Here is a 26,900-nt window from a genome sequence, read left to right on the forward strand (position 1 = left end):
TAGCCATAACTCGAACTTCCTTTTACGCCATTATAAATAACGGTTAAGGATGGAAATTTTTTCTCTTTGTATAAATTGGCTAAGGGTAACATCGCTCCCTGCGGTGTATATTCGTGGCGCACAATGAACACGGTGGCATCTACCAAAGGCGCCGCTAATTGCGCATCCGTTACCAAACCATTGGGCGAACAGTCAATGAGAATATACTGATAATCATTTTCTAATTCAGCAATAAATTCCCGCAATTTGGTACTGCTCAATAATTCAGCGGGGTTCGGTGGAATTGGGCCACTGGCCACAAAATACATATTTTCTACGGGGGTGGTCTGCACAAAATCAGTAGCTTTTCCCTGTCCAATCAAATAATTAACGATTCCTTTGTTATTGGATAATTTCAAGTATTCGTGCAGTTTAGGTTTACGAATGTCCAAATTTACCAAGACCACTTTTTGTCCCGCACTGGCTAAAGAAGCCGCTAAATTCATGGAGATAAAACTTTTGCCTTCGCCCGAAATGGAGGAGGTAACCAATATTTTTTTGCAAGCTTTTTGCCCTTGAATCAAATACTGCAAATTGGTTCGCAAAATTCTGAATTGCTCCGCAATAAAATTGTTACTTTTTGTATCCAAAAGGGGTCCCGCAATGCTTTTGGGTTTATCGCCCACTTCCCCCAAAACGGGAATGCTATTGGTTTTCTGCTCTAATTCCGCCCTTGACGTAATTTTGTTATTTAATAAAGCTTTGACGTTGATAATGACAATGGGTACACCCAACCCAATCAATAAAGCAATTAAATACACAATATTGGGTAATGGTTTAATGGGTGAAGGACTCACAAATGCCTCATCAATCAAACGACTATCCGAAACGGTGGAAGCGTAGGAAATGGCGGTTTCTTCCTTCTTTTGCAAGAGCAATAGATACAAACTTTCTTTAATACCCTGTTGGCGTTTGATGCTCACAAATTCACGTTCCTTTTTGGGGATACTACGAATGGAAGCTTCAATACTACGGTTGAGCGAGGCTAAATTGGTTCGGGAAATGATTAGGCTTTTTTTCTGGTTGTTGATATTTTCACGAATGGCCGATTTGGTGTTCGCCACTTGCGTATTGACGGTTTCTAAAAGCGGATTACCCGCTTGCACGGTGCGAGCATATTTTTCTCGTTGCAACTCCAATTCGGATAACTTATTAATCAACAGCGAAAGACTGGGGTCGTTGATCATGGAAGTAACCGAAGATACATTTGAACCGGGGGTATTGAGAAATTTTTCCACGCCTTCCAAAACTTTCACTTGAATATCCACTTCGTTCAATTTGCTATCGGTCTCTTTTACTTTCTCCAAAAATAAATTGGATTCCGAACTAATGTCCGTAAAACCAGCGGCACTTTTATAGACCTCCACATCTTTTTCCACCACCGTTAATTCGGAAGATATCAGTCTTAGTCGTTCGTCAATAAATCGTAGCGTATTACTGGCTTCGGTATTTTTATCGCCCAAAGAGGCCAAAATATACTCTTCGTGCAGTTTTTTCAAAATATCCTTCCCTCTGTTGGGAGAAGTTTCTTGGTACGATAATTTAAGCACCGTACTTTTCTGATTCAATAAGGAAACATCCAGTCGGCCAAGATTACCTTGAATAATTCCGTCCACATTGGCGAATTGGACATTGATTTCTTCGCTGTATTGAAAGGCATTGTTGTTTAGGAACACTCTAAATTTGCCCAATTTGGGTTGCGTAATGGCTTGTCCAAAAGTAAAATTTCCGATGGATTTATCTTCCATTAACAATTCAAATTTTGAACGGTCTAATAATTGGATGGTAAATTTCTTCTTGTAAACGGGATCGGTGATTTGTTCCACTTGCATCCAAATTGGTGATTTCCCGTACAAATCCACATCAATGGGTTGCGCACTTTGGGTATAAATCACATTCAAGCGTAAAGACTCCACGACCTTTTTCATCAAAGAGCGTGATTTGAAAACTTCCATCTCATTTTCGACAATTTTATTGCCGCCCATCATCTCCAAATCCTTCAAAAAATCGTTACTTCCCAATCCTTTTTTATCGTCTTTAATCAGTACCACGGAGGATACTTCGTACACAGGACGGGTATATAATAAGTAAAAAAAAGCACCAATGAATGCCATTGTTAGGAATATCACGAATAAGTACCAGTTTCGGATGTACCGATAGGCAATACTACGTAAATCAATGTTTTCTTCTTCCGTATCAAATAAAAAGCTATTATCTTGAGCCATAAATAATGTTAATTTTAAGGATTGTTTTTGTGTAGATTAACTTATCTTGATAAATTAATGATTAATGCACCTACTGCTACTACGGCACCTACGATACTGGTCACGATGGGTAACAGTTGGTACGTTCGGTCATTATAGGTTGCTTTCACTCTTGAGGGTTCGATGTAAATAATGTCCCCATTTCTCAAGTAGTAATAGGGTGAATTTAGGATGTCTCTCGATAATAAATTGACCCGTACTTGCTCCCGTTTATTATTTTCTTGGCGAATAATCATCACATTCTCACGTCTTCCGTAAATGGTCAAATCGCCCGCCATCCCAATGGCTTCGGGTAGCGAAGTACGGTTGTCCAAAATACTGTACGTGGCAGGCCGAGTAATCTCCCCGAGTATGGTGAATTTATGGTTTAAAATCCGCACGTTGACGGAGGGTTCTTTCAAATACACATTCAATTTTTTACGTAACGTATCGGCCACTTCGGAGTTGGTTAGGTTAGACACTTTCACTCTTCCGACCAAAGGAATTTCAATTAATCCCAAGGAATCTACTTGATACCCCAGTGGTTGAAGCCCCATTCCTCCGCCCACCGTACCCGGGTAGATGGTATAATGTAAACCCGTTGAAATGGGCAGTTCAAACATTTTATTGGCTTCTTCACTCAAGCTACTGACGGTAATGCCCAAAATATCTTCGGGCTGTACTCGCACTGATTTGGGTAGAATGGGTTTCATGGATATATAACTGGCGGTATCGCCTTGAAAATATATCGTTTGTTTGGTAGTTGTGCATGATGTTAGGATTGTCCCAAAAGCAGCACAAGTCATAGCAAGATTTATAATTTTTTTAATGTTCATAAAATTTTAAAATAATGCGAATAATTAATTATAAGTGTTGAGTTATAAATTATGAGTTTTTGGAATATTTTGTTTGTTTCGTATCGCATACGCCCAAATGGTTAAAATGTCCTCCACATAGGGCGTATACGATACGCCCCTACGATTTGTTAACATTTACCATATCAATTAATTTGCTCTTTTACTTATTAATTGTCAATTATCAACTATCTAAAACCCACAGTTAAAGCCAAAAGTAAACCCTTTGTAGGAATAACTATTCAGATTATTTACGCCTACGTATTCGGAGGAGGTATAACCCGTTTTGAAAAATAAATCATGAATTAGTTCATACGTTAGGATGGAACTAAAATCAGTTTTGGATTGCACATCGCCAAATAAAAATGGGAACCCTTCGGCTTCTCGTTGTTGCAGGGCGGTTCCTTTGCTGCCTTTTCGTACCGCACTAAAGGTGGTTTTCCAATGCAGTCCTCTTTTTAATCGCCATAAAGCACTGAGGTATAATTGGTCGGCATTGGTGCCAATCCAATGGCCTAAGTTATAATCTTCACTCGTGTACGTTTGGGCAGGCACGTAATTCTCGTACGCAAATGGTCGAACCTTGGTATATTCAGCGGTTAGCGAAATATTGTTAAAAGGAAAGTCAGCAATGGATAGTCCGACGGTATAAGCCGTTTGATTTTTGGCGTGCGCACCATCCGTAATATCTGAAATTCGAGCTTCATCCACAAAAAAACTCGCATACATGTGGGTTTTCGGAATATGATTTCTGGAACTCACCTGAAAAAATATTTGGGAGTTTGAGATTGAATTATTTTTGATGCCCCCTTTATAATGATCAAAAGAGCGATAAAAAATAACGGGTATCAAATAACCAAAGTCAACGTTATCATTATAAATGGCAGACTCACCTAACATGATGCTCAACCCTTTGATTGGTAGAAATGTGAGGGAATGAATTGCCATGTATTTTGAACGATAAGCAAATTGATTTCCTGTTTGCGGGGATGTAGGGTGAAAACTACTTGAGTCAATAATATCTGAATTTAGCCAAATGTGTGCGTAGTTAAAACTGAACCATTTTACGGGTTTAACGTCTAATCGAATCAGTGGAAATGAAGGTGCTTTTTGGGAGATAATCAATTTCCCCCCTTCTCCATACCCTACGGGCATATAGTCTTTTCCGATGGTAAAAGTCGCCATTTTCCCTCCGACTGATACGGTTCCTTTGGTATCGTTGTATTCGATGCTATTATCGCCACCCCCCGTAAAAATAATCCCCGTTACGGGAGAAAACTTCTTGGTTCTATCAATGGTAGTACCTTGTTCGGTATTGTCTCTAAAGTCAAAACTATATCCGACATATTTTCCTACATACCCATTCACCAATAATCCACGCCAGGTGTGTTGATTAACAGAACCATCATTTCGGCTTTCAAGTTCATAACCACCTATGGGTTGAAAATTCATCGAAAACTGATTATCCTGATACACTCCCCACCTAAATCTATCGTTACTTTGGGTCTTCAAAGCACTTGTGTAGGGAATTTGCGAGAGATACGCCCCCTCAACGTTTTTCTCAATATTTCTTTCAATGGTATATTCTTTGCGGTAAAAATCTAATTCTTTTTTTTCAAGCGGCGTTAAAATTCCTGATTGATAACTGAGTATGTCTAATTTGTTAGATATATACACTCTTGATAAAGGCAGTACCACATCATCTAACTCAAGAACTCCCTTTTGGGCTAACCTTGCTAAATACCCATAAACGGTTCTATAGGTTGGTTCATAAACAGCTTGCGCATTTGCCTTGATGGTCATTATAACCATTGATAAAATGCCAAAAATAAGTAATTTCCAAGAAATATTCATTCAATAGAAAATTAAGATTTTGATGTGCTGTGAATAAATTTGACGAATACTATCCTTAAATGTTAAAAAAAAATATTAAGTAAAATTAGCACCGCTTGAATGCATAATCCTAATTATTTATCTGTTAAATCATTAATTATTTGCAATAACCCTGTCCATCCAACTTTAAAAGAAAATAATCTTGTCGGATGGTGGTATCCCTTTGCAAAAAGGGCCAACCCTGCGCTGGATTGGTGGTTGCTCTTAAATTATATTTTTTACCGAAGTTCAATTTATACGTTTTAATTTTTCTGACTGTCCTGGTTAAGGTTAATAAATCAGTCCAATTATTATTGGTGCCACTTAGTTGATACTGTAATTGCATGGCCGCAGGAAATTGAGATTCATCCAATATTTTTCCTTCGGGACATTTAATGGTAATTTCTAAGGTCACGGATTTGGGTTCGGGCAAGGCGTTTGCGTCCACCGTAATCTTTTTTTCTACACAAATGTCAAACGGTTCAGATTTAAAAATTGGATTGTTATTCAAATCGCCCCCGTACTGATTATTGTAATTGAATAGGTGCATGACTACTTTATTTTTATAAGGTCTTTGTCCCGATAGATTATAGACCGCAGCGTTATTTAAACTCATAAAGAACGCTCCCGTTTGTACGAGCGTAGTGGCATCCAATAATTTTGCGTAATAGTAAGTGTCCATTCCAGCCAATTTACTGGAAACCGTAAAGATTGGTCCTTTTTCGCAAATTTCAATCATCTCGCCAAAAGCATAATACGTGGCATCGGAAATGGCAATTTTTACGGCTAATTTTCCTTTTTCGTTTCGCTCCAATAATGGTTCGGCAAGCATTTTCCACGTGCCGTTGAGATAGCCCCAGAACGGAATTTTTTCACCCGCTTTCAATTTATTGCCGTTTATTCGCAAATAGTTCTCGCTAATTTCAACCGATAATTCAACGGGTTTTGAAAAATTGGCCACTTGCTCAAATTTATCGTTAACGATTTTTAAGGAAAAGAAACCGAAGGCATTAAAATCAAATGGTTTCAGTACTTTATTGTCTAAGCCGATGGCGTTATAAAAGGTATAACTGGATGGTACGTAGTTTTTGGCCGATACCTCGTAATAATTAAGCTGGAAACTTAACGTTCCCCCAATGGCTTGTCCATTTTTATCATAGGTAGTCAATCCCGTGGGAATCATTAATTGGGCTTGTTCCTTTTTTCCATCGGTGGTAATGGTAATGCTGGATGAACTATTACTACCAGATTGAACCGTTCCTACGCCAATACTTATGCCAGCGGGCAAATTCTTCGGTTTGAACATGCGGGAAGTTCGTTCAATGTTGCCCGAACCCGTCATTTCAATTTCTTCGATACTCGGCAAAAAACCCTCCGCTTCTGCCACAATGGTAAATTTGACGGGACGAGTTAAATAATCGGGGGAGATGGCGATTCCCAATAAACCATCTTTACTGACGCTGATTTTTGAAGTACCGACGGAGTTGACCACTTTACCCGCATCTTTTCCGAGGAAGGTAATTTTCAGGTTTTTGGGTATTCTTGCCGTATCGGCATTGTTGGCATTTACATAATAAATTTTGATTGCCGAACTTGCAATGGGGTCTTTTATCGAAATAACAATATCTTCTAACGGATTTTTGCAGGCGTATATGCCCAAACCCATGGATAAGAAAATAAGGCAGTATTTTAGATAATTCATATTTTGGCGGTAAGGATTATTAAAGTACCTGAATAAGCAAACGAGTTAATGACGTTAAATGTATGAATTAATTTTATTTATTATTTTCCAGCATGAATTCCGTATTTTAGTTTTACCATCAAATAAGGCAAAAATGCGTAGCCGGCCATATTTTTTTCAATTTTGGGTAAGGCTTCGTCAATGTTGGTAATTTCTAAAATTCCCGTATATTCCATGGATAATTTAGGACTTCCGATGTAATAAGTTCCCAACTCGGCGCTCAGGCCCACTCTTTTTTTGGGAACTGCTCGACCGATGCCAATCCCGATAAACGGCACAACTTTATTCCATTTAATTTCAAAATTAATCTTACCAAAATCTTCCGCTGAAATGAATGTGCCACTGATGTCCAAACCCGTATCGGTGTAGGCGATCACCGCAGTCTTGACGTTGTACGTATAACCGACACCCACGGTAGCGTAGAATGAACTCTTTTTAAACGGCAAATAGTCAATCCCAGCGTAAACCAAGCCTAAGCGCAAAGCGGGGTCAATTTTAATGAATGAACGGGTATTATACTCAAAATTGTAAAGTTTGGCATAGCCAATGTATGAAGTTCCTCCTCGAAAATATAAGCGATGGGCAGGCAAAATCAAATAACTTAATTCTAATCCAAGCCCGGTTATGCCTCCCACCATTGAGAAAGAAGCATTTGGTGGATTAATTAAGGTTGAATCTGCGGTAATTAGAGAATTAGCGAACCCACTTAAAGTTTTGACAAACAGAAAGATGGTTAAAAGGTAAAATTTAGTCATCTAAAATGTTAAATATTATGAATGTGTTAGTAGTACAATATTAGTTAAACAAGTTGAAATAAAAAACCTAAACTTATCAAACGGTCATATTTGTGTTTATAATTATAGCAATTCTTGATAAAATTTTATTGTTGCAATTCATTTAGTCCCGCCTTGGCTTTTATCTCAACGCCATTGCTGCCTTCGTAATCTTCATATTCGAGCGTTTTTTTATAAAAATAAATTGCTTTTTTCTTATCATTTTGAAGTTGTTTAATGTTGCCGATGTAAAGGCAACTTCTTGGGAGATAAGACCATACGGGTTGCACGGGTGAAAGCAATAATACTTTTTCATACTTCACCATTGCCGTTTCCGTGTTGCCCATTAAATGATAGATTCGACCTTCCCGATAGATTTTTTCAACTCGATCTTTCAATTTGGGCATTGAAGATTCGTCCATTTTCTCTAAAAGTGCTAATCCTTCTTGATAATATCCGCCTTCGGTGGCTAATTGTATTTTTTTTAGTTTTTTTTCCGTGGGAGAAATAGACGTATTGGTCTTCAAAATTTGTTGAGTCGCTTTCAAGGCTATTTTGTCGGGTTCAACGATGGTTTCGCCCACTTTCAACGCATTATACAAATATTTGGTATCGATTTTGCCTTCGTTATTCAAATCATGGCAAAGAAAAATTTTATAATTTGCTTCCTTCAAAAAGTTGAACCCCCGTTGATTTCTAATAAAATCCTGATACGCATTAGACGCTTCGGCGTATTTTCCTTTTTGCAAATAGATTTCTCCCAAAAAATAATCAAAGAAAGGGACGGATAAATATTCGGGAGAAACGGGCCGTTTTTTGATCAAATTTAAGGCCGTTTCACTTTTGCCCATTTTAATCAGTAAAGAAGTACCGATAAAAGTAATCGCCAGGTTCTGCGGATGTTTCTGGACAAAAGCAATCAAGGCCTTCGATTTATCGCCGAGGTTGGCGATGATGTAAGTAGAAAGGATGTATTGAAACATTTCGGCTTCGTCCGCAAAGACGCTATCGTGCTGTACTACATTTTCCAATTCTTGAATTCCTTGCCTCACATTGCCTTTAATGCCGAGTAAATTGGTAATCCATTGGTATTTTTTGGGCATTGAACCAATCACGATGTGGAGGATTCCCAAGGGTTTTTGTTGGGGCAGAAATAACGGAAAGCGACTGGCATTTTTGGTTAAGATTCGGTAGGCTTTGATTACTTGATTCGCTCCTTTTATTTCGTGGCCGTATTTGAGTTGGATAAAAGCGGTATGCAGATGGATTTCAGCGATCAAAAAATTGCGGTAAGGCGAATTTTCGTCCAGTTTTTCAAGGGTATTTATGCGTTGCTCTTGTTGTTCAATAAAATTTTCGTACTTACTTTTATTTTCTAAAATACCCATTTCAATCATCTCGGCCAAACTTTCTAAATAAGGCACAAAAGCACTTTTTGTCGGGCATTGTCTTAAAATATTACGGCCTTTTTCCAGTTTTATGGCACTTATTTCGGTGTAGGCTTTTTGAATTTGGGGTGTCCATTCAAAATCATTGGCACGTGTTTGATTGGCCACAATTAAAGATACATACAAAGTGATGACAAGCTTTTTGATCATAATAAATCAGGTCTTGGTGTTTTTAGCATAAATCTTCACAAATTTACACCCGAATAAAAATTATTATTCGCAAACTAAGCAAATATGCGTTTTAACCCAAAGAATATTGGTTTATTAAATTTTGAGTTTGAACGTATGTGGATATACTTCAAATGGCTAATTTTTTGTGCCGTCATCTATTTTGTGTATTCAATCTTTGAAAAGCGTCAGGTTGATGTTGGATTTATTCATTTTCATTTGAAACGGGTGCTTTCGTTGGAAAATTTGTTGCTCTTTTTACTGGTTTTTTTGATGAGTTTTTTCAATTGGGGCTTTGAGGCCAAAAAATGGCAAATTTTGGCGAATCAAGTGGAAACCGTTTCGTTTAAAGATGCTTTTAAGAGTGTATTGATTGGGTTGTCATTTGGGTTTATTTCGCAAGCAGATTTGGGCGATTTAGCGGGAAAAATGGTGTTAATCAAAAATGAAAACCGCAAAAAAAGTACGGGAGCCGTTTTATTGGGTGGAGGTATTCAAACGTATATTTCGCTAATCTTTGGCAGTTTGGGATTGGCTTATTTTATGATCAATGTATTTTCTACAATTTCAACCCTCGAATACGTTATTTTCGGTTTGTGTCTTTTGGGTATTTTTGTTGGTATTATTTTACTTTATTATCGAAAAAATATTGATTCCCTTTTCGATAATTTTTCATGGTTAGCCTCTTCAAAGCCTTTTCTGATTGTCCTAAAATCATACTCGCATGCGGAAATATTTCAAGTTTTTGCTTTGTCGGTTGCACGTTATTTAATTTTTTCCCTCCAATTCTTAATCATTTTATTAATTTTTCGAATTGAGTTGCCCATGGTTGTTTTAATGATGATCATTTTCTTGGTATTTTTTGTCAAGACGATTATTCCGAGTGTCTCCTTTCTTTCGGATTTAGGCATCCGAAGCATGACTTCGCTCTATTTATTTGAATTTTACCACATAGATCCTTCCATCGTGATTGCCTCCACTTTTACGCTATGGATTATTAATATTTTATTGCCCGTTTTCATTGGCACCTTGGTGTTTTTACGTTTGAAAAAGGGGCAAACTACCCCGAGTTAATTATCTTTTCGGTAATTTGTCGCAAAAAAATTGGACCACGGATGACACAGATTTAACAAATTTTTCTTTAATTTTTCCCCGTAAATTTGTTTCATCCATAAAACCTGTGATTTAATTATATGCTGCGACAAATTGCAGATCATTCCCTGACAGAATGTTGCTCATTTTACCTGTTTAGAAAATTATTGTTCAGAAATTAACGCAGGAAACCAATTTTTATCATTTACTTTGGGGCAATAGGATTAATGATATGGAAGTTTAGACGAATTTTATAGTAGTTTTAAATGATAAAATGATTCACAAACACATCAAACAGTTACAACAAACACATACGAAAGGGTTTGCTGTTTTACTTGACCCCGACAAAATTAACCTTCTCGATTTAGAAATATTGATTGATAAAAGTATTAAAAATCAAGTCACCTATTTTTTTATTGGCGGTAGCCTTATTACCGAAAATCTGACGGCTCAAATAATTAAACGCATCAAAAACCACTCAATCATTCCTGTTATCCTTTTTCCTGGGAGTTTTGCGCACATTGATTTAACGGCGGATGGCATTTTGTATTTGTCTTTGATTTCGGGAAGAAATGCCGATTTTCTCATTGGGCAGCACGTGATTTCGGCCCCTATTTTAAGGAAAAGTACCCTTGAAATATTACCGACGGGCTATATGTTGATTGACGGAGGTAAGCAAACGACGGTTTCGTACATCTCAAATACAACGCCCATTCCCAGCAATAAGCCTCAAATAGCGGTTTGTACGGCCATGGCGGCGGAGATGTTAGGCATGAAATTGATTTTTATGGATGCGGGTAGTGGGGCGATGAATGCCGTTCCTTTTGCGATGATTCGAGCGGTGAGGGCGCAGGTAGATTTGCCCATTTTGGTTGGTGGTGGCATAGATACGATTGAAAAAGCAGGCGATGCCCTCGAAGCGGGAGCCGATATTATTGTGGTGGGTCATGGCATCGAAAAAGACGTGAATTTAATTGATAAAATTGGCGGTTTGGTACGTTCATTCAACCTGACACAACCAGTGGCGACCCATTGAATTTAAGTAGGCCGTAAAATTAAGTTATCAGTTGTCCGTAAAAAACATTCTACCAGTTATTGATCATGATTATTTTGAGTACTTTCCTACTGCTACCTGATTACTACCTGCTACTTATACAAAAGTACGCCTTGGAAATGGCGAAAATCAACCGCCACTCAAAAGCGGTTTATTTGGACGGGTCTGCATGGACTGGGTGGGAATTAGGTGGGAATTGGGTGGGAACTGAGTGGGATACGCTATGGATACGACTGCTTTACGTGACTGATTTATTAAGTGGTGTTAACTGAGAAATCTTTTTAAATTCATCTTTTGATTTTAACAGCTTTTGTAACGTATGAATGTCTTCAAAGCGATGCAAATCAGTCCCTAAAAAATCAATCATGTTCTTGCCCAATAATTTATGGGCTACTGTTTTGGCTGGCGTGCCGTATTGCCCCACTAAGGACATCAAATTGAGTTGTAATAAACAACCGAGTGCGCTGAGGTGTTCGAGTTGATGAAATTTGTCGTTCCAATATCGGTATCGTTCAGGGTGCGCCAAAATCGGTTTGTACCCTTTGGTTCGCATGGTAAAGATTACTTCTTCCAAATTTACGGGGGGTGCTACAAATGATAATTCAATGAGGACATAATTATCCCCGAAAGTCAAAAGATTATCGGCCTCCAGATATTCCATGAATAATTCATCCACTTTATATTCAGCCGCCGCCTCAATTTCAATCGCTATATTTCTTTCCTGCAACGCTATTCTGAGGATTTTCAGCCCTTCATTTATTATTTCCGGTGTATTTGGATACACCCCCGCCATGATGTGTGGCGTGGTAACTATCTTGTTGAAACCCATGGCTTTCAAGTTTTCAATGCACATCAGTGAATTTTCCAAATTAGTGCACCCGTCATCAATATTTGGGATCAAATGTGAATGAATATCGGTACCAATAAAAGAGAAATCGTTGGTCGTTTTGGAAGATAAATTGCTAAAAAATGATAACATAGCTACTAAGGTTTATGGGTCAAAAAATACGCTAAAATAAGTAAGATGAATTCCTTTTTATCGAAAAACAACGCTAAATTATTTTAGAGAGATGTAAAATAGGTCATTTATCAATTTGGATTTGCCATTTTGCGAAAGATTCTTTTAAATACATTGGGAGCTCTTGGATAAGTAGGATAATTCATCTGTTTAACGATTCAGCTTAAAAGCATATTTTTCATTTGACAAAATTAGACGTTTCTATGCGCTATTTAAACGAAATGTTCATGCAAATGGCACAAAATTTGAAAAATTTTTTGGATAAACTATCCACTACCTTAAAAACAATATAGCCCATTGTATTTACAACGTATGTTACAAAAATTCATTCAACCACGACGTTTATTTTTAAAATTATTTTTGCTTTTTGAAATTATTTTTTCCGTCCCCACAAATTCTTTTAGTCAGAACAATTCTAAGGTTTTGATTGATGATTGGTCGATAGGAATTAAAGTTGGGAGCAATTATTTTTTGGGTGATTTAAGTTCACATTACCGTTTTTTTTCCTTCTTTAATCCTAATTTCAAAAATGGCGTCACGATGGGTGGATTTGTTAGCAAGCGAATCAATAACACATTTACCGCCACGCTCGATGGAGATTTTACTAAACTTCACGATACAGGAAGTAGCTATTATCATGAATATTTCAAGGCTGACATAGCCCAAATTAATTTTAGCGTTGATGCAGACTTATTTTATGGGTTTTTTAATGTCTCAAGTCGATTCAAAATCCTTCCTTATCTTGGCGTAGGTCTGACCTTCTATCACTCCAGCGTTTATGATTTAACTACAAACCTATTAGTAAGAGATACGAGTTACGATTCTGTGGTCGGACTAAGTAGTTTAAATACTCATAAAGATATGGCTTTCAACATTCCTTTTGGCTTGAAATTAACGCAACGATTTGGCAATACATTAGAAATTGGGGCAGATTTTAGAATTAATAATACCTTAACTGATAAATTGGATGCAACGGTTGGGGGTGATAATTCTTCGATTTATAAAGGTGGTTTGAAATTAGATATGATTCCCGACAATACTTGGTACGATGCGTGGGGTTATTTGGGTTTAACGGTATCTTACAAAATTCAACCGACTCAGAAAAACTATATAAAAAGTAGTCGATATTTGTAAAATTGGTGTTTGGTCATAAACCTTCGCAAGTTTTTTTACCAAACACTCGACCGACTCAGGAGCTTAAAAGACTGCCAAATGAGTGCGTTGGATGCGTTTTCAAAAGAACTCTCTCTAATATTTAAATGCGTTTAAGCTGAATATTATTGAGGCGTTCCTTTCCCGAAATAACTCCGTTACAGATTTAACCTTTCAGGAAAATACTTTGAGGATTACAATTCCACCATCAAAATTATCAATTTTTCTAATTCTTTGGTGGCAGAACCAAATTCTGCATTGTATTTATTTAACATCATTGAAAAACACATCATTTCACCATTTCGGGCGGTAAAGTATCCGGCATAAGCCCTCACACCATCAATTGAGCCACTTTTTGCTCTCACATTACCCACTGCTTTTGATTTTTTTGCTAAACTTAACACCGTTCCAGAAACCCCAACCAAGGGAATAGATTCATAAAAAGCATCGAAAGATTTTTCCAAAAACATGGCTTTCAACACATCCGTCATATTATCGGGTGTGATGCCATTTGAAGGTGACAGTCCACTGCCATCTTTGATTTTTAAGCCATTTAATTTCACGCCTTTTGTTTGCCAGATTTGCTTTAATACTTTTATCGCTTCTTCCGTTGAACTCCCTAAATTCATTAAAACAGCGGGCGTTTTCAAAAAAGTTTCTGCGTATAAATTGATGCTTTCAACATTACATTCACGGGCAAGGTCTCGCAATAATGGAGAAAATAATGTATCGATTGCCGTAGTTTTTAAAGGTTTTTCGTAGTGAATATTCTTCTTATCTGCTTCTAAATATGACAGAGGCGTTTCTAAAACATTAATGCCATTTTCCAATAATTTCTTATGCAGATAATAGGCAGAAAATAGCGCAGGGTCTGGAATTGAGCCTTTTACAGAAAAACTACTTCCTTTCGGCACAAAACCTTGCATAATCAACACGTCTTGATAAGGCGTTGAATAAATATTTACTTGGTCGCCCGTGCCTGCTTTATCCGTTAAAACCCGATTGATTTTCTGATAATAGGGCAAGTCTGGAGAAGTCTTTACCAACGAAGCCGATTCCATATAATTTGCGGGATTAAAGGTGGCATAATACAAATTTTCGTTCATATTCAGTCCACAGGAACCCGCTCCGTAATAATTGCCCGTATCCCCCCAAATCCAACAATCTGGAATCACATTTTCATCAAAAAAACTACCATCGCCGAAGATTGTTCCCCTAATTTCTTTGATGCCCAAGTCTTTGATTTTTTTCGCCCAATATTCGGTTAATTGTTTATAATCGGGCTGATTTTTAAACCGCCAAGAACCCAAAGAAGGGTCACCCGAACCTCTCATGATAATATTTCCAAGGAGGACAGAATCTTGTATTTGCCCGCTATATTCTAAAATAGTGGAATATTTGAAATCTTCTCCCAATGCCACTAAAGCCGTTGCCGAAGAAATCAACTTGAGGGTTGAGGCAGGCGAAAGGCTTTTCTTCGCATTAAATTCAACAATATTTTTATCAGAATTGACCGATTTTATGCTAATTCCCACAAAACCATTTTCGAGAAAAGGCGAATGTACTAAAGAATCTATTTTTCGTTGAATGTTGTCTTTTTTCAGGTCAACTATCAATGAATCAGTCGATTGCGTTTGAAAAATAAAGATTTTAAAGAGTGTAATTAGTAATAATTTCATTTCTAAAAGATTAGATTTTGCCATAAAGGCGCTAAGATAAAAAATAATTTCTTAACGCCTTCGTGACTTAATGGTAAATAAATTCACTTATTTCAAAACCTCAACGGTTACTTTACTGTCGCCATAAACCCGTTGCGTAGCTTTGATAAAATCCACTTCGTTGGCTTTATAAATATTCTCAACGTATTTCTGAGGGTTAATATCAAACAATGGAAAAGCCGTCGATTGTACCTGAATCATTATTTTATGCCCTTTTTTGAAGGTATGCAATACATCTTGCAAACGGAAATTAACGTCGGTTTTTTGATTGGCAATTAAAGGTTCGGGCTTGACAAAAGATTTTCTAAAACGTGATCGCATTACTTCACTGCGCACCATTTGCTGATACCCGCCCAACGTAATATTCTTGGGTGTATAAGGACTATTTGGTTCATTACCAGGATAAACGTCAATCAGTTTTACAAAAAAATCGGCATCCGTTCCCGTGGTGGAAATTTTCAGGTTTACTTTAATTTCACCGCCCAAAGTCATTTCACTCGTCAAAACATCCGTTTCAAAAACCAAGACATCACTCCTTCTGCCCGCAAAACGTTGGTCTTCACTCATATAATTACGGGGAGAAAATCCTAAAATTGCTTTTGGGTCTTCGGTATAAGGTACTGGTTTTGCGGGGTCTGAAACGTATTCCGAAAATCCTTTCGCCATGGTTCCCCGATTGATTTTCCCGTTTGGATTTAGGTAAAAATCAACTTTTTGAGCGGTCTTAGCAGGATATTCCGAAAATTCACGCCATTCTTTTTTGCCCGTATCAAACAAAAATGCTTCGGGTAAACCAGATTTTCCATCTCCCGTTCCTTTCAAAAAGTGTTTAAAAAATTTCAACTCCATATTTTTTTGAAAGTACGTGGCAATACTATCCCCAAAATAAATATTTGAATGGAAATGATGTCCATTTTCACGAGCCCAATCGCCATGTCCGAAAGGCCCCATTACGATTGTATTGTAGTTGTTCGTATTATTTTTTTCAATGTTTTTGTACACCGCCAAGGGTCCAGTGATATCTTCGGCATCAAACCAACCACCTACGGTCATGATGGCAGGAATATTTTTGATATTTTTCAAATGCGGGATGATGCTACGTTTTTGCCAAAATTCATCATAGTTTGGGTGTTCAAGATGCTCTTGCCAAAAGAAATTATCCCCATAAATTTTTGTAAAATTTTTTAGAGGAGTCATTGTTTTATACCATTCAAAACCATCCGACGTATTGATTTTAGGGTATTTATCATCATACCAAGAATCTGGCGTTGGCTTTGGATGTTGCACGCCAAAAACGGGGAAAGTCAATCCGTATCCTATCGTAAATGCGCCATTATGGTGAAAATCTTCAAAGAAAAAATCGGAAACGGGCGCTTGTGGCGAAGAGGCTTTCAGGGCAGGATGTCCGCTTAATGCGCCCGCAACCGTGTAAAATCCTGGATAAGAAATGCCATATTGACCCACTTTTCCATTGTTATTGGGCAGATTTTTCACCAACCAATCAATCGTATCATACGTATCCGAAGATTCATCAATGTCCGTATTTTTGGTTTTATTGGGTATTTGAGGAGTCATATTTGTCCAAACGCCTTCCGACATCCAACGGCCCCGTACATCTTGATTCACGAAAATAAATTTTTCACGCATCATATACCGTGAGTAGTACAACATTTTTGGATATTCATCTTTGCCATAAGGCGCTACATCATAACAAGTGCGTTGCATCACAATCGGATACTGATTGGTGGGCGAAGCGTCTTTTGGCGTATAAACATTGGCAAATAATTTTACGCCATCACGCATGGCGATTTGGACTTGTGTTTTAGTATAATTTTCACGAATAAAAGCGGAATCCTGCTGCGCAACGGATAACATTTGGGCTTTTGTGGAGAAAAATATGAACGTTAAAATGAGTAAAATAGATAATTTTTTCATGTTTTGTTGATTTGATTGGTAAAATACAAAGATATAAAGTATGGTTTAACAATATGATAATCTTTGGGTAAAATACAAATAACACGTATATTTGCGGGCTGACTATATTGTCCCCTACTGTTAAGATTACCATCCATGTCAAAACTTGCTGCTGAAGATAAATTTTTTGATTTGTCTGACTATGGTAGACCTTTCGCCACGGTCTTTGCTAACCAATTAAAAAACACAAGATTTACGCCAATCCACGTTACTTTATTGTTTGGAATTTCTGGTTTAATAGCGATTTACTGCATACTCAATGGCTATTATTTTTATGCAGGCTTTTTTATTATCTTAAAATCTATCATTGACGCTGCCGATGGAGAATTGGCCAGGATCAAAAATACGCCCTCTTATACGGGTAGATATTTGGATAGCGTTTTTGACATCATTCTAAATTTTTGCTTTTTGGTGACTATTTCTTACACAACAAAAACATCATTTTGGTTTACGATTCTGGCGTTCATTGGTATTCAACTGCAAGGAACGCTCTACAATTATTATTACGTCATTTTAAGAAATAAATCGGTTGGGGCGGATTCCACGAGTAAGATTTTTGAGTATAAATCTCCTAAAGCTTTCCCACAAGAAAACCAAATTTCGGTTGATATTCTCTTTAATCTTTACACATTTTTTTACGCCATATTTGACAGAACTATTCACTATTTAGACCGTGAAGCCTACAAAGCAAAGACATTTCCAAATTGGTTTATGACTCTCTTATCAATTTACGGATTAGGTTTTCAGCTATTAATAATTGCGATTATGTTACCTCTGCATTTGATAGCATATATTATTCCCTTTTTCATCGTATATACTGTATTTATTTTAGTGTTGATTGGAATTCGTAAAGTGTTTTTAAGGGTTTAGTTTTGGGAATTCGCTTCAACGTGATGTTAGGACTGAAGACTTGGGGAAAGTAGATGAAATTGATACAAAACCCAAGTAGGAACGAATTGCATTCATTCAAGGTGTTCAATTGAGGGGATACAAAAAATGTCGGACAGCGACCAATGATTGAATGGCACCGTTTTTCGGAGAGAAATAGTATTGGGTATTTTAAAAAAATAGAAAAGGGGCAATTTTACATAATTAGCCCCTTTTCCTATTTTACAAAACGGTTACGAAATCATTGATAGATTTTCTAACTTTTTTCATTTTTGAAGTTGGGTCATTTTCTTCATCACGATATCCAACGGCCAAAACCACAACACTTTTTAAGCCTTTTGCCGATAAATTCAAATATTCGTCTAAAGCCGCTGGGGTAAAACCTTCCATCGCACAAGTATCAACTTCTTCCATAGCAGCGGCAGTTAAACCCGTTCCTAAACCAATGTAAGCCTGACGAGCCATCCAAGCGGATGCCGTTGCTTCTTCCATTGGCAACATTGAACCTTCTACCATCGCTTTGTAACCAGCCAATGCTTCCGCAGGAATGCCTCTTTGTGTGGAAATAGCAGTAAAGAAAGCGTCAATTCTTTCTTGCGTAATTTTGTCCCAAGTAGCAAATACAATTAAAGCACTCGCTTCGCCAATTTGAGGTTGATTGTACGCCAAAGGTTGGATTTGTGCCAACGTTTCTTTGTCTTTTACCACAATCAATTCATAAGGTTGTAAACCGTAAGATGAAGCAGCAAGGCGAATTGCCTCAATAATGGTATCAATTTTGGCTTGAGGAACAACTTTATCCGTTATCATCCTCTTCGTAGCGTAACGCCAGTTTAATTGGTCAATTAAGTTCATATTATATTTTTATTAAATTAATGTAATTACAGTTAATGTATATACATTAATAACAAGACATCCCTATTTTAGTTCCAAACAATTTTTATTTTTAGCGGGCTTTGGAATAAATAATTTTTCTTTTTCAGCAAAGAACCGTTTAATTTTCTCGTAATGAAATAATTAGTACTTATCAATACCAAATTTTCAAAACACAAAAAAGAGGCCATCTCATTAAAGAAAGCCTCTTTTTTGAAAATTTTTATATTTATTTTTTCACAAAACGAACATCCACAATTTCAACCCGACGTTCTTTTGAAGGGGCTAAATCATAAATTGAAAGTTTCGTATTTTTCTCATCATCATTCAAGCCCGATGCGGCAGAAGTTTCGCCATTGGCTTGTTCAGTGATTGATATTTTATCCATCATTCCTTTCAATTTTCCGCCATCGTGATTGGCCAAGAAATTACGAATGCTACTGATACGTCTTTTAGTCAAATTAATGTTGTAATCATTTTGAGCTAATGGACTCGCAAAACCTTTCACCGTAATATTCGCTTTATGACCTTCCGCAAGCTGTTTTGCGATGTTATCCGCTAAAACCGTCAAATCATCGTGTCCTTTTTTAACCTCATTATCAAAGAAATCTAACATGGCCGTTTTGGCTTCTGGTGTATCTTGTTCCGATGAGAATTTAGACTTTCTGCTTTCATATTTGTTGTATGCTTGTGTGTAAGTCTGGTTCGTTGAAACGGCTTTACTATTTTTATTGGGTTCACCGTTATCAAAATATAAAATCACCGGTGCAAATCCATCCATTTGTTCCCCCGCAACGGCTGCCACTGGAGGGAAGGACGTAGTTGCAACTTCTGCTTTTTTTGCCGTATCAACCATCACTGGCGTTTCAACGGCTGCAATCGGTGTTTCCGTTTTACAACCTCTCATTAACCACCAAAGTAATGACCCTAATAAAGCCAATCCCAATAAAGGCAACAACCATTTTGGTAAACCGCCCGCTATGGCAACGGCTTCTGGATCTGCGTAAGCTGAAGGAGCAACTTTTGGCATTTCTGCTACTGAAGGAGTAGTTATGGGTGGAATATCCACCACTGGAGGCACTACTGTCGGAACTTCCACCACTGAAGGCGCAACTTTTATCTCTGGAATGGCTGCCGCAGCGGATGCCCCCGCAAAACCAAGTCCGCCCAAACCTGCCAATCCGACTAATGGCCAGAAACCTAACAATCCAATTTTAGTATTTGAAGGACAACTTCTGGCAATTTCTTGATGATTACCCGCTTTCAAAATGACATAATGAACGCCATCCTCTTCAATTTCTGCGTATCGGTCTTTATTATCACGATTTTTCAAAACTGATGCCACGCCATTATCTCTTGCAGCGGTCGTAGGATAACTTTCACTACGCATACTCACATCGCCATTTTTGTCTAAAACTGAAAAATAATACATTCCGTCATTCGAGAAAGTACGAATTCCTTCGGCTGGAGAATCAGAATGTCCTGCATAAGCATCACAAGGTAAATACTCGTCCATATTATTTCCCGCTTTTGAAACTTCTGCCACGACGGATGCATTAGGAGTATCCTCAAATGAAAGCGCCGCCGTTGAACCAGTCGCCATGAATGGGAATAATCCATACACACCATCTGCAGTGTCATAAGGGCAACTTCTGGCAATTTCTTGATGGTTTCCTGCTTTCAAAAGCACGACATATTTCCCATCTTCTTCCAAAATACTGTATCGTTTTCTAAGCAAACAATTTTTCTGAACGGATGCTAATCCATTGTTTCGGGCTGCGGTGGTTGGATATCCTTCACTTCTGAAAACAACTTTCCCTGTTGTGCTAAGCATGGTAAAATAATGCTCAGTATTTTCCAAATTTTGAAAAATTCTAAAATTTTCAGCGGGAGAATCTAAATGCCCACCGTAAGCATCGCAAGGTAAATAGCTGTCAATTTGCCTTGTAGTTAGATTTTGGGTTGGTTCTGTAACTGTCTTTGCCTCAACTGGGGCAGGTATATCTATGGTAAAAGTTTCGGTATTCTCCGTAATTATATCCTTCGTATCATAGATAACGCCGTATCGTTCCGCATACGAACTCATATTTTCTACTAACCAATTCATGGCAATATCTCTTTCCGCTACCGTTGCAAATGATGGACTTTTGGCAACTTCCTGGCGATTCCCTGCCCTCAAAATGAATGAATAATCGCCATTTTTTTCAGACTTTTCATATTTGGATTCATCCACGCCATTTTTAATAACAGTTCTAATTCCGTTATCTCTTGGGGTAGCTGAACCATAACCTTGAGAATACAAAATAGGATTTCCAATCGCATTTTTTACCACAAAATAAAATTGTTTATCCTCCCCTTTCACTGCTTCAAATCCTTCCGAAATAAAATTAGTGATTATCTCAAAATTATATTGGTTGATGCTTTTACGCTTGGCTGGTTCAGGAAATGCTAACGCATACGTAGGACAATTAGTTTGAACAAAAGTCACTTGCACCTCTGCCTCTTCACGAGTAGCGAATGACCTACTACGAGCAATTTCAAAATTATTTTTTTCTTTTATGATAAAATAAAAACGACCTCCTTCTTCAATTACTTCGTAGCGCTGGTTTTTTCCCGATGCCGCAATAACCTGACGAATTCTTTTTTCCCGTTTTGAATTACCCTCAAATCCACGACTAAAAAGAAGTGCTTGTCCATTGGCATCGTTGAAATGAAAATAGGAGGCATTTTTGTCTTTTCGATTAAATGATTCAAATCCAAGCGTTCCTTTTGGTGAAGGATAATCTAAATCGTAGCGTGAAGCAACATCAATCTCACCCAAACTTGGCAACAAGACTCTTTCACGGGCGGTTGTTCCTTTTGAAGCAGAAAAAGTATGTACCTCCACCGAATATTGTGGTTCATCAGTACTATCCGTACTCAAACGATCAGCTGCTTCATTAGCCTCGGCAAAAGATAAAAACGTGGTACTCGTTCCTACTATTTCTCCCGCTGAAATTACGTTGAAAAAGGACGGTCCATTTTCGGAGGTAATTTCAAAATTTGCTCGATTGGGCAAGGCTTGGGTCAGCCCACGAATTGCTTCAATACAGGCATCACGAGTGTTGAATGGGAAGCTTGACAAAACGATATGTGAATCGTTATCGAGAAGCGTAAACGAGAACGATGAGTCCTCTTGCTGAGTAACTAAGAATTTCATTGGACGTTTTTTAGGAAGGTACGGGGTGGTTTGTAAATTCACGTCCAAAATAACGATAAGGTTCTCATTTTCAAAGGATTATTAGAAAAAATATAGTTTTTAGTCGTTTTTATAGTACTTTTTCAGTAAATGGTAGTTTTCATCAGCGAAATTAGTAAAAGATGAGAGAAGGTGAAAAAGGATGAAATTTATTGGACAAGAAAAAAGGGCAAGAAAATTTTATTTCTTACCCTTTCAAATTTTATTTTACTCAATTTACGCTTTCAACTCCCCTTTTTTCAAGGCATTAACGGCAAAATCAGCCGCACGAGCCGTTAAAGCCATATACGTTAATGATGGGTTCACACACGAAGCCGAAGCCATTGCCGCACCATCAGTTACAAACACGTTTTCTGCTCCCCAAACTTGATTATTTTTGTTCAAACAAGAGTTTTTAGCCTCAGTACCCATCCGAGCCGTTCCCATTTCGTGAATACCAATTCCTAAGTGTTTGGTATTATCATCATACGAACTAACATTTTTCAAACCTGCACGCTCTAACATTTCAGCGGCATCGTTTTTCATGTCGATACGCATTTTCTTTTCGTTTTCTTTGTATTCTGCATCAAAAACAAACAAGGGCATTCCCCATTTATCTTTCTGGGTTTCGTCAAGATACATACGGTTTTCTGGATTTGGCAAAACCTCACCGAAGCCCATCATTCCGAACGTCCATTTTCCTGGATAGCTCAATGAATCTTTGAAATCTGCACCAATACCTTCTTGTCCTGCACCACGTCCCCATTCTTCACGAGAAGCACTTCCTTGATAGCCAAATCCACGGTTATAGTCACGTTTGTCGGTTCCCCAGTTGCGGTAACGTGGAATATAAATACCATTAGCACGGCGACCATAGTAATATTCATCTTCCAATCCTTCAAATTCACCCGAAGCACCAACGCCTAAATGGTGATCCATGATGTTACGTCCCAATTGGTCAGATTCATTCCCTAAACCGTTGGGATGACGTTGAGATTTTGAGTTCAACATGATACCCGTGCTACCAAAAGCAGAGGCATTCAAGAAGATAACTTTGGCAAAATACTCAATTGATTCCAAGGTGTTTTGGTCAACAATTCTTACACCAATGGCTTTTCCTAATTTATCGTCATAGATTACTTCCTGAACGATTGCATCGGGACGAAGCGTCAAATTACCCGTTTTCACCGCCGCAGGAAGCGTTGAAGATTGTGTCGAAAAATATCCACCGTAAGGACAACCCATCATACAACGGTTACGGAATTGGCATTGAGCACGACCTAAATCATAAGCAACTTTCGATTCTCCCGTTAAGTGAGCGGTACGTCCCATGATGAAATGACGACTTGGAAATTCTTTTTCGATACGCTTCTTCATATCTTTTTCCAAAGCGTTCATGTTCATTGCTGGTAAATAATGGTCGCCGTGTGGCAAAACATCAATCCCATCTTTATTACCGCTGATACCCGCAAATTTCTCTGCGTGGTCGTACCAAGGAGCAATATCTTTGTAACGAATGGGCCAATCAGTACCAACGCCTTCTTTAGCGTTAGCTTCAAAATCTTTTTCGTTCCAACGGTATGATTGACGACCCCACATTAGTGAACGTCCCCCAACGTGATAGCCACGAATCCAGTCGATTGGTTTTTTCTCAATGATTGGGTTTAATTTATCATTTTCAAAATGGTTTCTCCACTGCTCATTGGCGGTATAACCAGTACGAATATTGATAAAATATTCTTCGGCAGTTTTGCTATCAACACGACCACGGTGGGGAAAATCCCAAGGGTTTTTAGTGGCGTTTGTATAATCGGTCACGTGTTTAATATCACGTCCACGTTCAAGCATGATCACTTTCATGCCTTTTTCACATAATTCTTTGGCAGCCCAACCGCCTGATATTCCAGAGCCTACAACGATGGCATCGTAGGTATTTGCTTTTGTTCCTGTTCCTGTAATTTCCATTTTAAGGGAGTTGAAAAGTTATGTAGTTAGAGCGTTAAAAAGTTATTTTTAATCCGAAAGCTACAAAACTGTTATTTTTTAAATTGAATTGAATGAGATGAATTAAAGTTTACCGTAAAGTTGAGTGTAACTGTTTAACGTTATGACTCTTTAACTTTAAAACTAAAATTAACTCATTGCCCAAACTTTCTGACCTTTTTGTAATTTTATACCTTCATATTTACCTGGTACTTCCAAATATTCAGCGGCTTTGGTGGCACCTGGTTCAGAAGTAAAATAACCTAAAATGGTCAAATCTTTCATTGTTTTCCAGAAATCAGATTTTTCTTTGGCAGCATCTTCGGCTTTTAATAAGGCTAATTTTTCTTCGGCAGGTGCTTTCATAAAATCTCCTTTTGCTCCATCGTTCAATTTATCCAAGCCTGCAAAGAATGATTTTTGTTGTTCTTCTTTATAACATTCTTTCAGCATGAATTGAATAAATTCAGGAACTTTGGCTTCTTTTGCCCCTGGAGTAGAAGTTTTTGGTAAAATCATTTCTGCAATTTCTGCAATCATTTCGCCGTGTTGTGGAGTAATCGCAAAATTACTGCCCGCAGTCGAACTTCCGCCAGATTTACAGCCTTCCAAAACGGTGGCTAAAGTACCCGCAGATAACGTTCCGCCGATGAGTAATGCGACTCTGGCAATTGCGTCTCTTCTTTTCATGTATTTATTTTTGTTTATATTTTAACGTTTAGTCATTCAAAAACACCCAAAAAGCTGCTTTTGAATACTCATAAATTTAACCGTAAAATTACACTTATATTGTAAAAAATTGAACTATTTTACAGTATTCTGTCATGATTTTAACCATAATTTTGGTAAATTATATTACCGTAAACAAAATCTTCCAAATTTTATTTGGTGAAATTATTTTTCTGTGCCTTCTTGCAAGAAATTTCACAAATAAACAAACAAATGAAAGTTAGATTATTAACCTTATTGTGCCTTGTGCTATGTTTTGCGACACACGCCCAGAAAAAGAAACCCTCCAAGAAGACTCCTAAAACTAAAATTGTCGTAGTAGATTCAACTGAAATATTAAATAGGAATAAGTTGAATGGCGGAATGCAACAGGCCCAAGACCAAGTAGAAGCAAGTTTAACGGGAAAAGATAAATTCTCCGCTCAAAATGGAGAAAAACGATTTTATGATACGTATAAATTGTTCTTACACGCAGGAGAAGAATTGACATTGGAGCATTCTTCGGATAACTTTAGGGTTATGTTGGGACTAAAAACACCGGTTAATAAACAAGAAAATAGTTACGACTCAAAACCTTATTCAGGAGCAAGTTACAATAAGTTTTTTTACGTTGCCCCGACCACGGGAACTTACACTTTATTGGCCACTTCAATGGATGCAGGTCAGGCTGGAAAGTACAAAATTCAAAAGACCATTACGATTCCAAGTGCGGTAGAAGCTAAAATTGACCCGCAGCTTTCTAAGCAATTCAAAGCATTGACGGCTTCAAAATCGGAAAATTTCAAAAGTATTACGGGCGAAAAAATCAAGAAAGACAAAAAAGATAAATCGGTTGGACAGGAACGTTTCAAGACTTCTTTTGAATTGGTTTCTGGAAAATTGGGAATGATTTTGCAGGATAATGGAGGAAGCACTTCAAATTATAAAACTACCATTTTTGAGTCGGAAAGTGAGGAGGAAGCAAAACACTATTTTGAACAAGCGAAAAAGCAATTGCAGGTTTTAGTACGCAGTTGGACTGAGCAAAATAATACGGATAATAATTACAGCGCTTCGACGGATAAAGATTTAATTACTTTGAGTATTGCTTCGGAAGAAAGGAAGAAAAAGAAGGTGTTTTATTTGGTTAATTTTATTTATAATTAGTAGCGTGTTAATTAAGTAATTAGTAGTTTTTAAGTAGAAAATATTTCTTTGGGAAACTTCCCGAAAGTAGAAATAACTTTCGGGAAGTTCTCCATAGAAATATTTAGATCAAAGGTTTTACGCTGGCATACTCGGACGAACTTCTACTTTACTCGGCAAAGTTCTTGCGGGCATTTTGATTAAATCAGAAACGATTTGCCCAATATCCTCTGGTTGAATTTTCCAAGCATCTTTGTCTGAAGGTGTATGTCCGCCAAATTCTGTGGCAACTGACCCTGGCATAATGGTCGTAACTTTGATTCCGTCTTTTCTTAAATCAATCATAATTGCCTGAGAAAAGCCCACTACACCAAATTTAGAGGCATTATACGCTCCTCCGTTCGCAAAGAAATTTGTTCCCGCCAAACTCGAAATCGTGATAAAATAGCCTTTTGATTCTTTCAAAGATTCGTAAGCCGCTTTAATTGAGTTGAAAGTTCCCGTGAGGTTGATGTCAATTGTTTCTTGCCATTGCTCAGACGTAAGGGTCTGAATTGGAGCCATATACCCAACACCCGCATTGGCAATTACATAATCCAAACGTCCCCAATTCGATAAAATCGTTTGAACGGCTTTTTCCTGCGAAGCCAAATTTCTAACATCAGATTCAATCCCGATGGCATATCCTGCCTTGATTTTGTTCAATTCCGCTGCCGCTTCGTCGGCATTTGCTTGGGTACGTGAAGTTACCGCCACACGAATTCCGTCTTTGATAAGTGCCTCCGCAACGCCGTAGCCAATTCCTTTTGAACCTCCTGTGATGAGAGCAGTTTTTATAATTTCTGACATGATGAATTTAGGTTTTATTAAGTATATTTACTTTATCATTCAACTCAAGGATGGTAAAAATAGTTTCTTTAGGTTTGAAATTGGAAAATC

Annotated in this window: 19 protein-coding genes; 5 read left to right on the forward strand and 14 right to left on the reverse strand. The window is 37.7% G+C overall.

What is annotated here, in order from left to right:
* From AC1W31_RS15785 to AC1W31_RS15810, 6 genes are all read right to left on the reverse strand, one after another.
* A partial coding sequence (locus tag AC1W31_RS15785) for a GumC family protein (RefSeq protein WP_481735446.1) occupies positions 1 to 2,264 on the reverse strand: 2,264 nt, incomplete at its 3' end.
* Between the two features lie 41 nt (positions 2,265 to 2,305).
* Complete coding sequence (locus AC1W31_RS15790) at positions 2,306 to 3,118, reverse strand: polysaccharide biosynthesis/export family protein (RefSeq protein ID WP_481735447.1); 813 nt, start codon at positions 3,116 to 3,118, stop codon at positions 2,306 to 2,308.
* A 210-nt stretch (positions 3,119 to 3,328) separates the two neighbouring features.
* On the reverse strand, positions 3,329 to 4,990 hold the full coding sequence (locus tag AC1W31_RS15795) for a capsule assembly Wzi family protein (RefSeq protein ID WP_481735448.1): 1,662 nt from the start codon (positions 4,988 to 4,990) through the stop codon (positions 3,329 to 3,331).
* Between the two features lie 136 nt (positions 4,991 to 5,126).
* Positions 5,127 to 6,710 (reverse strand): hypothetical protein, encoded by a 1,584-nt coding sequence (locus AC1W31_RS15800; RefSeq protein WP_481735449.1) that lies wholly within the window; start codon positions 6,708 to 6,710, stop codon positions 5,127 to 5,129.
* Positions 6,711 to 6,790: 80 nt separating this feature from the next.
* The gene (locus tag AC1W31_RS15805) at positions 6,791 to 7,504 is read right to left on the reverse strand and encodes a hypothetical protein (RefSeq protein WP_481735450.1); all 714 of its coding nucleotides are present in this window, start codon (positions 7,502 to 7,504) and stop codon (positions 6,791 to 6,793) included.
* 125 nt (positions 7,505 to 7,629) lie between these two features.
* Entirely contained in the window at positions 7,630 to 9,120 is a 1,491-nt protein-coding gene (locus tag AC1W31_RS15810; RefSeq protein ID WP_481735451.1) for a tetratricopeptide repeat protein, read from the reverse strand.
* Between the two features lie 84 nt (positions 9,121 to 9,204).
* Here AC1W31_RS15810 and AC1W31_RS15815 point away from each other — a divergent pair, with 84 nt between their 5' ends.
* Both AC1W31_RS15815 and AC1W31_RS15820 read left to right on the forward strand, forming a co-directional pair.
* On the forward strand, positions 9,205 to 10,212 hold the full coding sequence (locus tag AC1W31_RS15815; RefSeq protein WP_481735452.1) for a hypothetical protein: 1,008 nt from the start codon (positions 9,205 to 9,207) through the stop codon (positions 10,210 to 10,212).
* A 292-nt stretch (positions 10,213 to 10,504) separates the two neighbouring features.
* Positions 10,505 to 11,266 carry a phosphoglycerol geranylgeranyltransferase gene (locus AC1W31_RS15820; RefSeq protein ID WP_481735453.1) on the forward strand — a complete coding sequence of 254 codons (762 nt, stop codon included), beginning with the start codon at positions 10,505 to 10,507 and terminating at the stop codon, positions 11,264 to 11,266.
* A gap of 256 nt (positions 11,267 to 11,522) precedes the next feature.
* Here the strand turns inward: AC1W31_RS15820 and AC1W31_RS15825 are convergent, their stop codons facing one another.
* Complete coding sequence (locus AC1W31_RS15825) at positions 11,523 to 12,263, reverse strand: tyrosine-protein phosphatase (RefSeq protein WP_481735454.1); 741 nt, start codon at positions 12,261 to 12,263, stop codon at positions 11,523 to 11,525.
* A 351-nt stretch (positions 12,264 to 12,614) separates the two neighbouring features.
* Here AC1W31_RS15825 and AC1W31_RS15830 point away from each other — a divergent pair, with 351 nt between their 5' ends.
* Positions 12,615 to 13,436 (forward strand): hypothetical protein, encoded by an 822-nt coding sequence (locus tag AC1W31_RS15830; RefSeq protein WP_481735455.1) that lies wholly within the window; start codon positions 12,615 to 12,617, stop codon positions 13,434 to 13,436.
* A 212-nt stretch (positions 13,437 to 13,648) separates the two neighbouring features.
* Here the strand turns inward: AC1W31_RS15830 and dacB are convergent, their stop codons facing one another.
* On the reverse strand, positions 13,649 to 15,133 hold the full coding sequence (dacB, locus tag AC1W31_RS15835) for a D-alanyl-D-alanine carboxypeptidase/D-alanyl-D-alanine endopeptidase (RefSeq protein WP_481735456.1): 1,485 nt from the start codon (positions 15,131 to 15,133) through the stop codon (positions 13,649 to 13,651).
* A gap of 87 nt (positions 15,134 to 15,220) precedes the next feature.
* The gene (locus AC1W31_RS15840) at positions 15,221 to 17,107 is read right to left on the reverse strand and encodes a CocE/NonD family hydrolase (RefSeq protein ID WP_481735457.1); all 1,887 of its coding nucleotides are present in this window, start codon (positions 17,105 to 17,107) and stop codon (positions 15,221 to 15,223) included.
* 135 nt (positions 17,108 to 17,242) lie between these two features.
* On the opposite strand from AC1W31_RS15840, the gene AC1W31_RS15845 reads away from it, so the two are divergent.
* Entirely contained in the window at positions 17,243 to 18,016 is a 774-nt protein-coding gene (locus AC1W31_RS15845; RefSeq protein WP_481735458.1) for a CDP-alcohol phosphatidyltransferase family protein, read from the forward strand.
* Between the two features lie 240 nt (positions 18,017 to 18,256).
* Here AC1W31_RS15845 and AC1W31_RS15850 read toward each other — a convergent pair whose 3' ends face one another.
* From AC1W31_RS15850 to AC1W31_RS15865, 4 genes are all read right to left on the reverse strand, one after another.
* A complete protein-coding gene (locus tag AC1W31_RS15850) occupies positions 18,257 to 18,889 on the reverse strand; it encodes an NAD(P)H-dependent oxidoreductase (RefSeq protein ID WP_481735459.1) in 633 nt (210 codons plus the stop codon).
* 247 nt (positions 18,890 to 19,136) lie between these two features.
* The gene (locus tag AC1W31_RS15855) at positions 19,137 to 22,106 is read right to left on the reverse strand and encodes a DUF1508 domain-containing protein (RefSeq protein WP_481735460.1); all 2,970 of its coding nucleotides are present in this window, start codon (positions 22,104 to 22,106) and stop codon (positions 19,137 to 19,139) included.
* Between the two features lie 255 nt (positions 22,107 to 22,361).
* Entirely contained in the window at positions 22,362 to 24,089 is a 1,728-nt protein-coding gene (locus AC1W31_RS15860; protein ID WP_481735461.1) for a GMC oxidoreductase, read from the reverse strand.
* A gap of 168 nt (positions 24,090 to 24,257) precedes the next feature.
* The gene (locus AC1W31_RS15865; RefSeq protein WP_481735462.1) at positions 24,258 to 24,797 is read right to left on the reverse strand and encodes a gluconate 2-dehydrogenase subunit 3 family protein; all 540 of its coding nucleotides are present in this window, start codon (positions 24,795 to 24,797) and stop codon (positions 24,258 to 24,260) included.
* Positions 24,798 to 25,049: 252 nt separating this feature from the next.
* On the opposite strand from AC1W31_RS15865, the gene AC1W31_RS15870 reads away from it, so the two are divergent.
* On the forward strand, positions 25,050 to 25,982 hold the full coding sequence (locus AC1W31_RS15870; RefSeq protein WP_481735463.1) for a hypothetical protein: 933 nt from the start codon (positions 25,050 to 25,052) through the stop codon (positions 25,980 to 25,982).
* A gap of 117 nt (positions 25,983 to 26,099) precedes the next feature.
* On the opposite strand, the gene AC1W31_RS15875 is transcribed toward AC1W31_RS15870, so the two are convergent.
* Complete coding sequence (locus AC1W31_RS15875) at positions 26,100 to 26,810, reverse strand: SDR family oxidoreductase (RefSeq protein ID WP_481735464.1); 711 nt, start codon at positions 26,808 to 26,810, stop codon at positions 26,100 to 26,102.
* Positions 26,811 to 26,900: the final 90 nt, after the last annotated feature.

It is taken from the genome of Arcicella sp. (assembly GCF_964672035.1).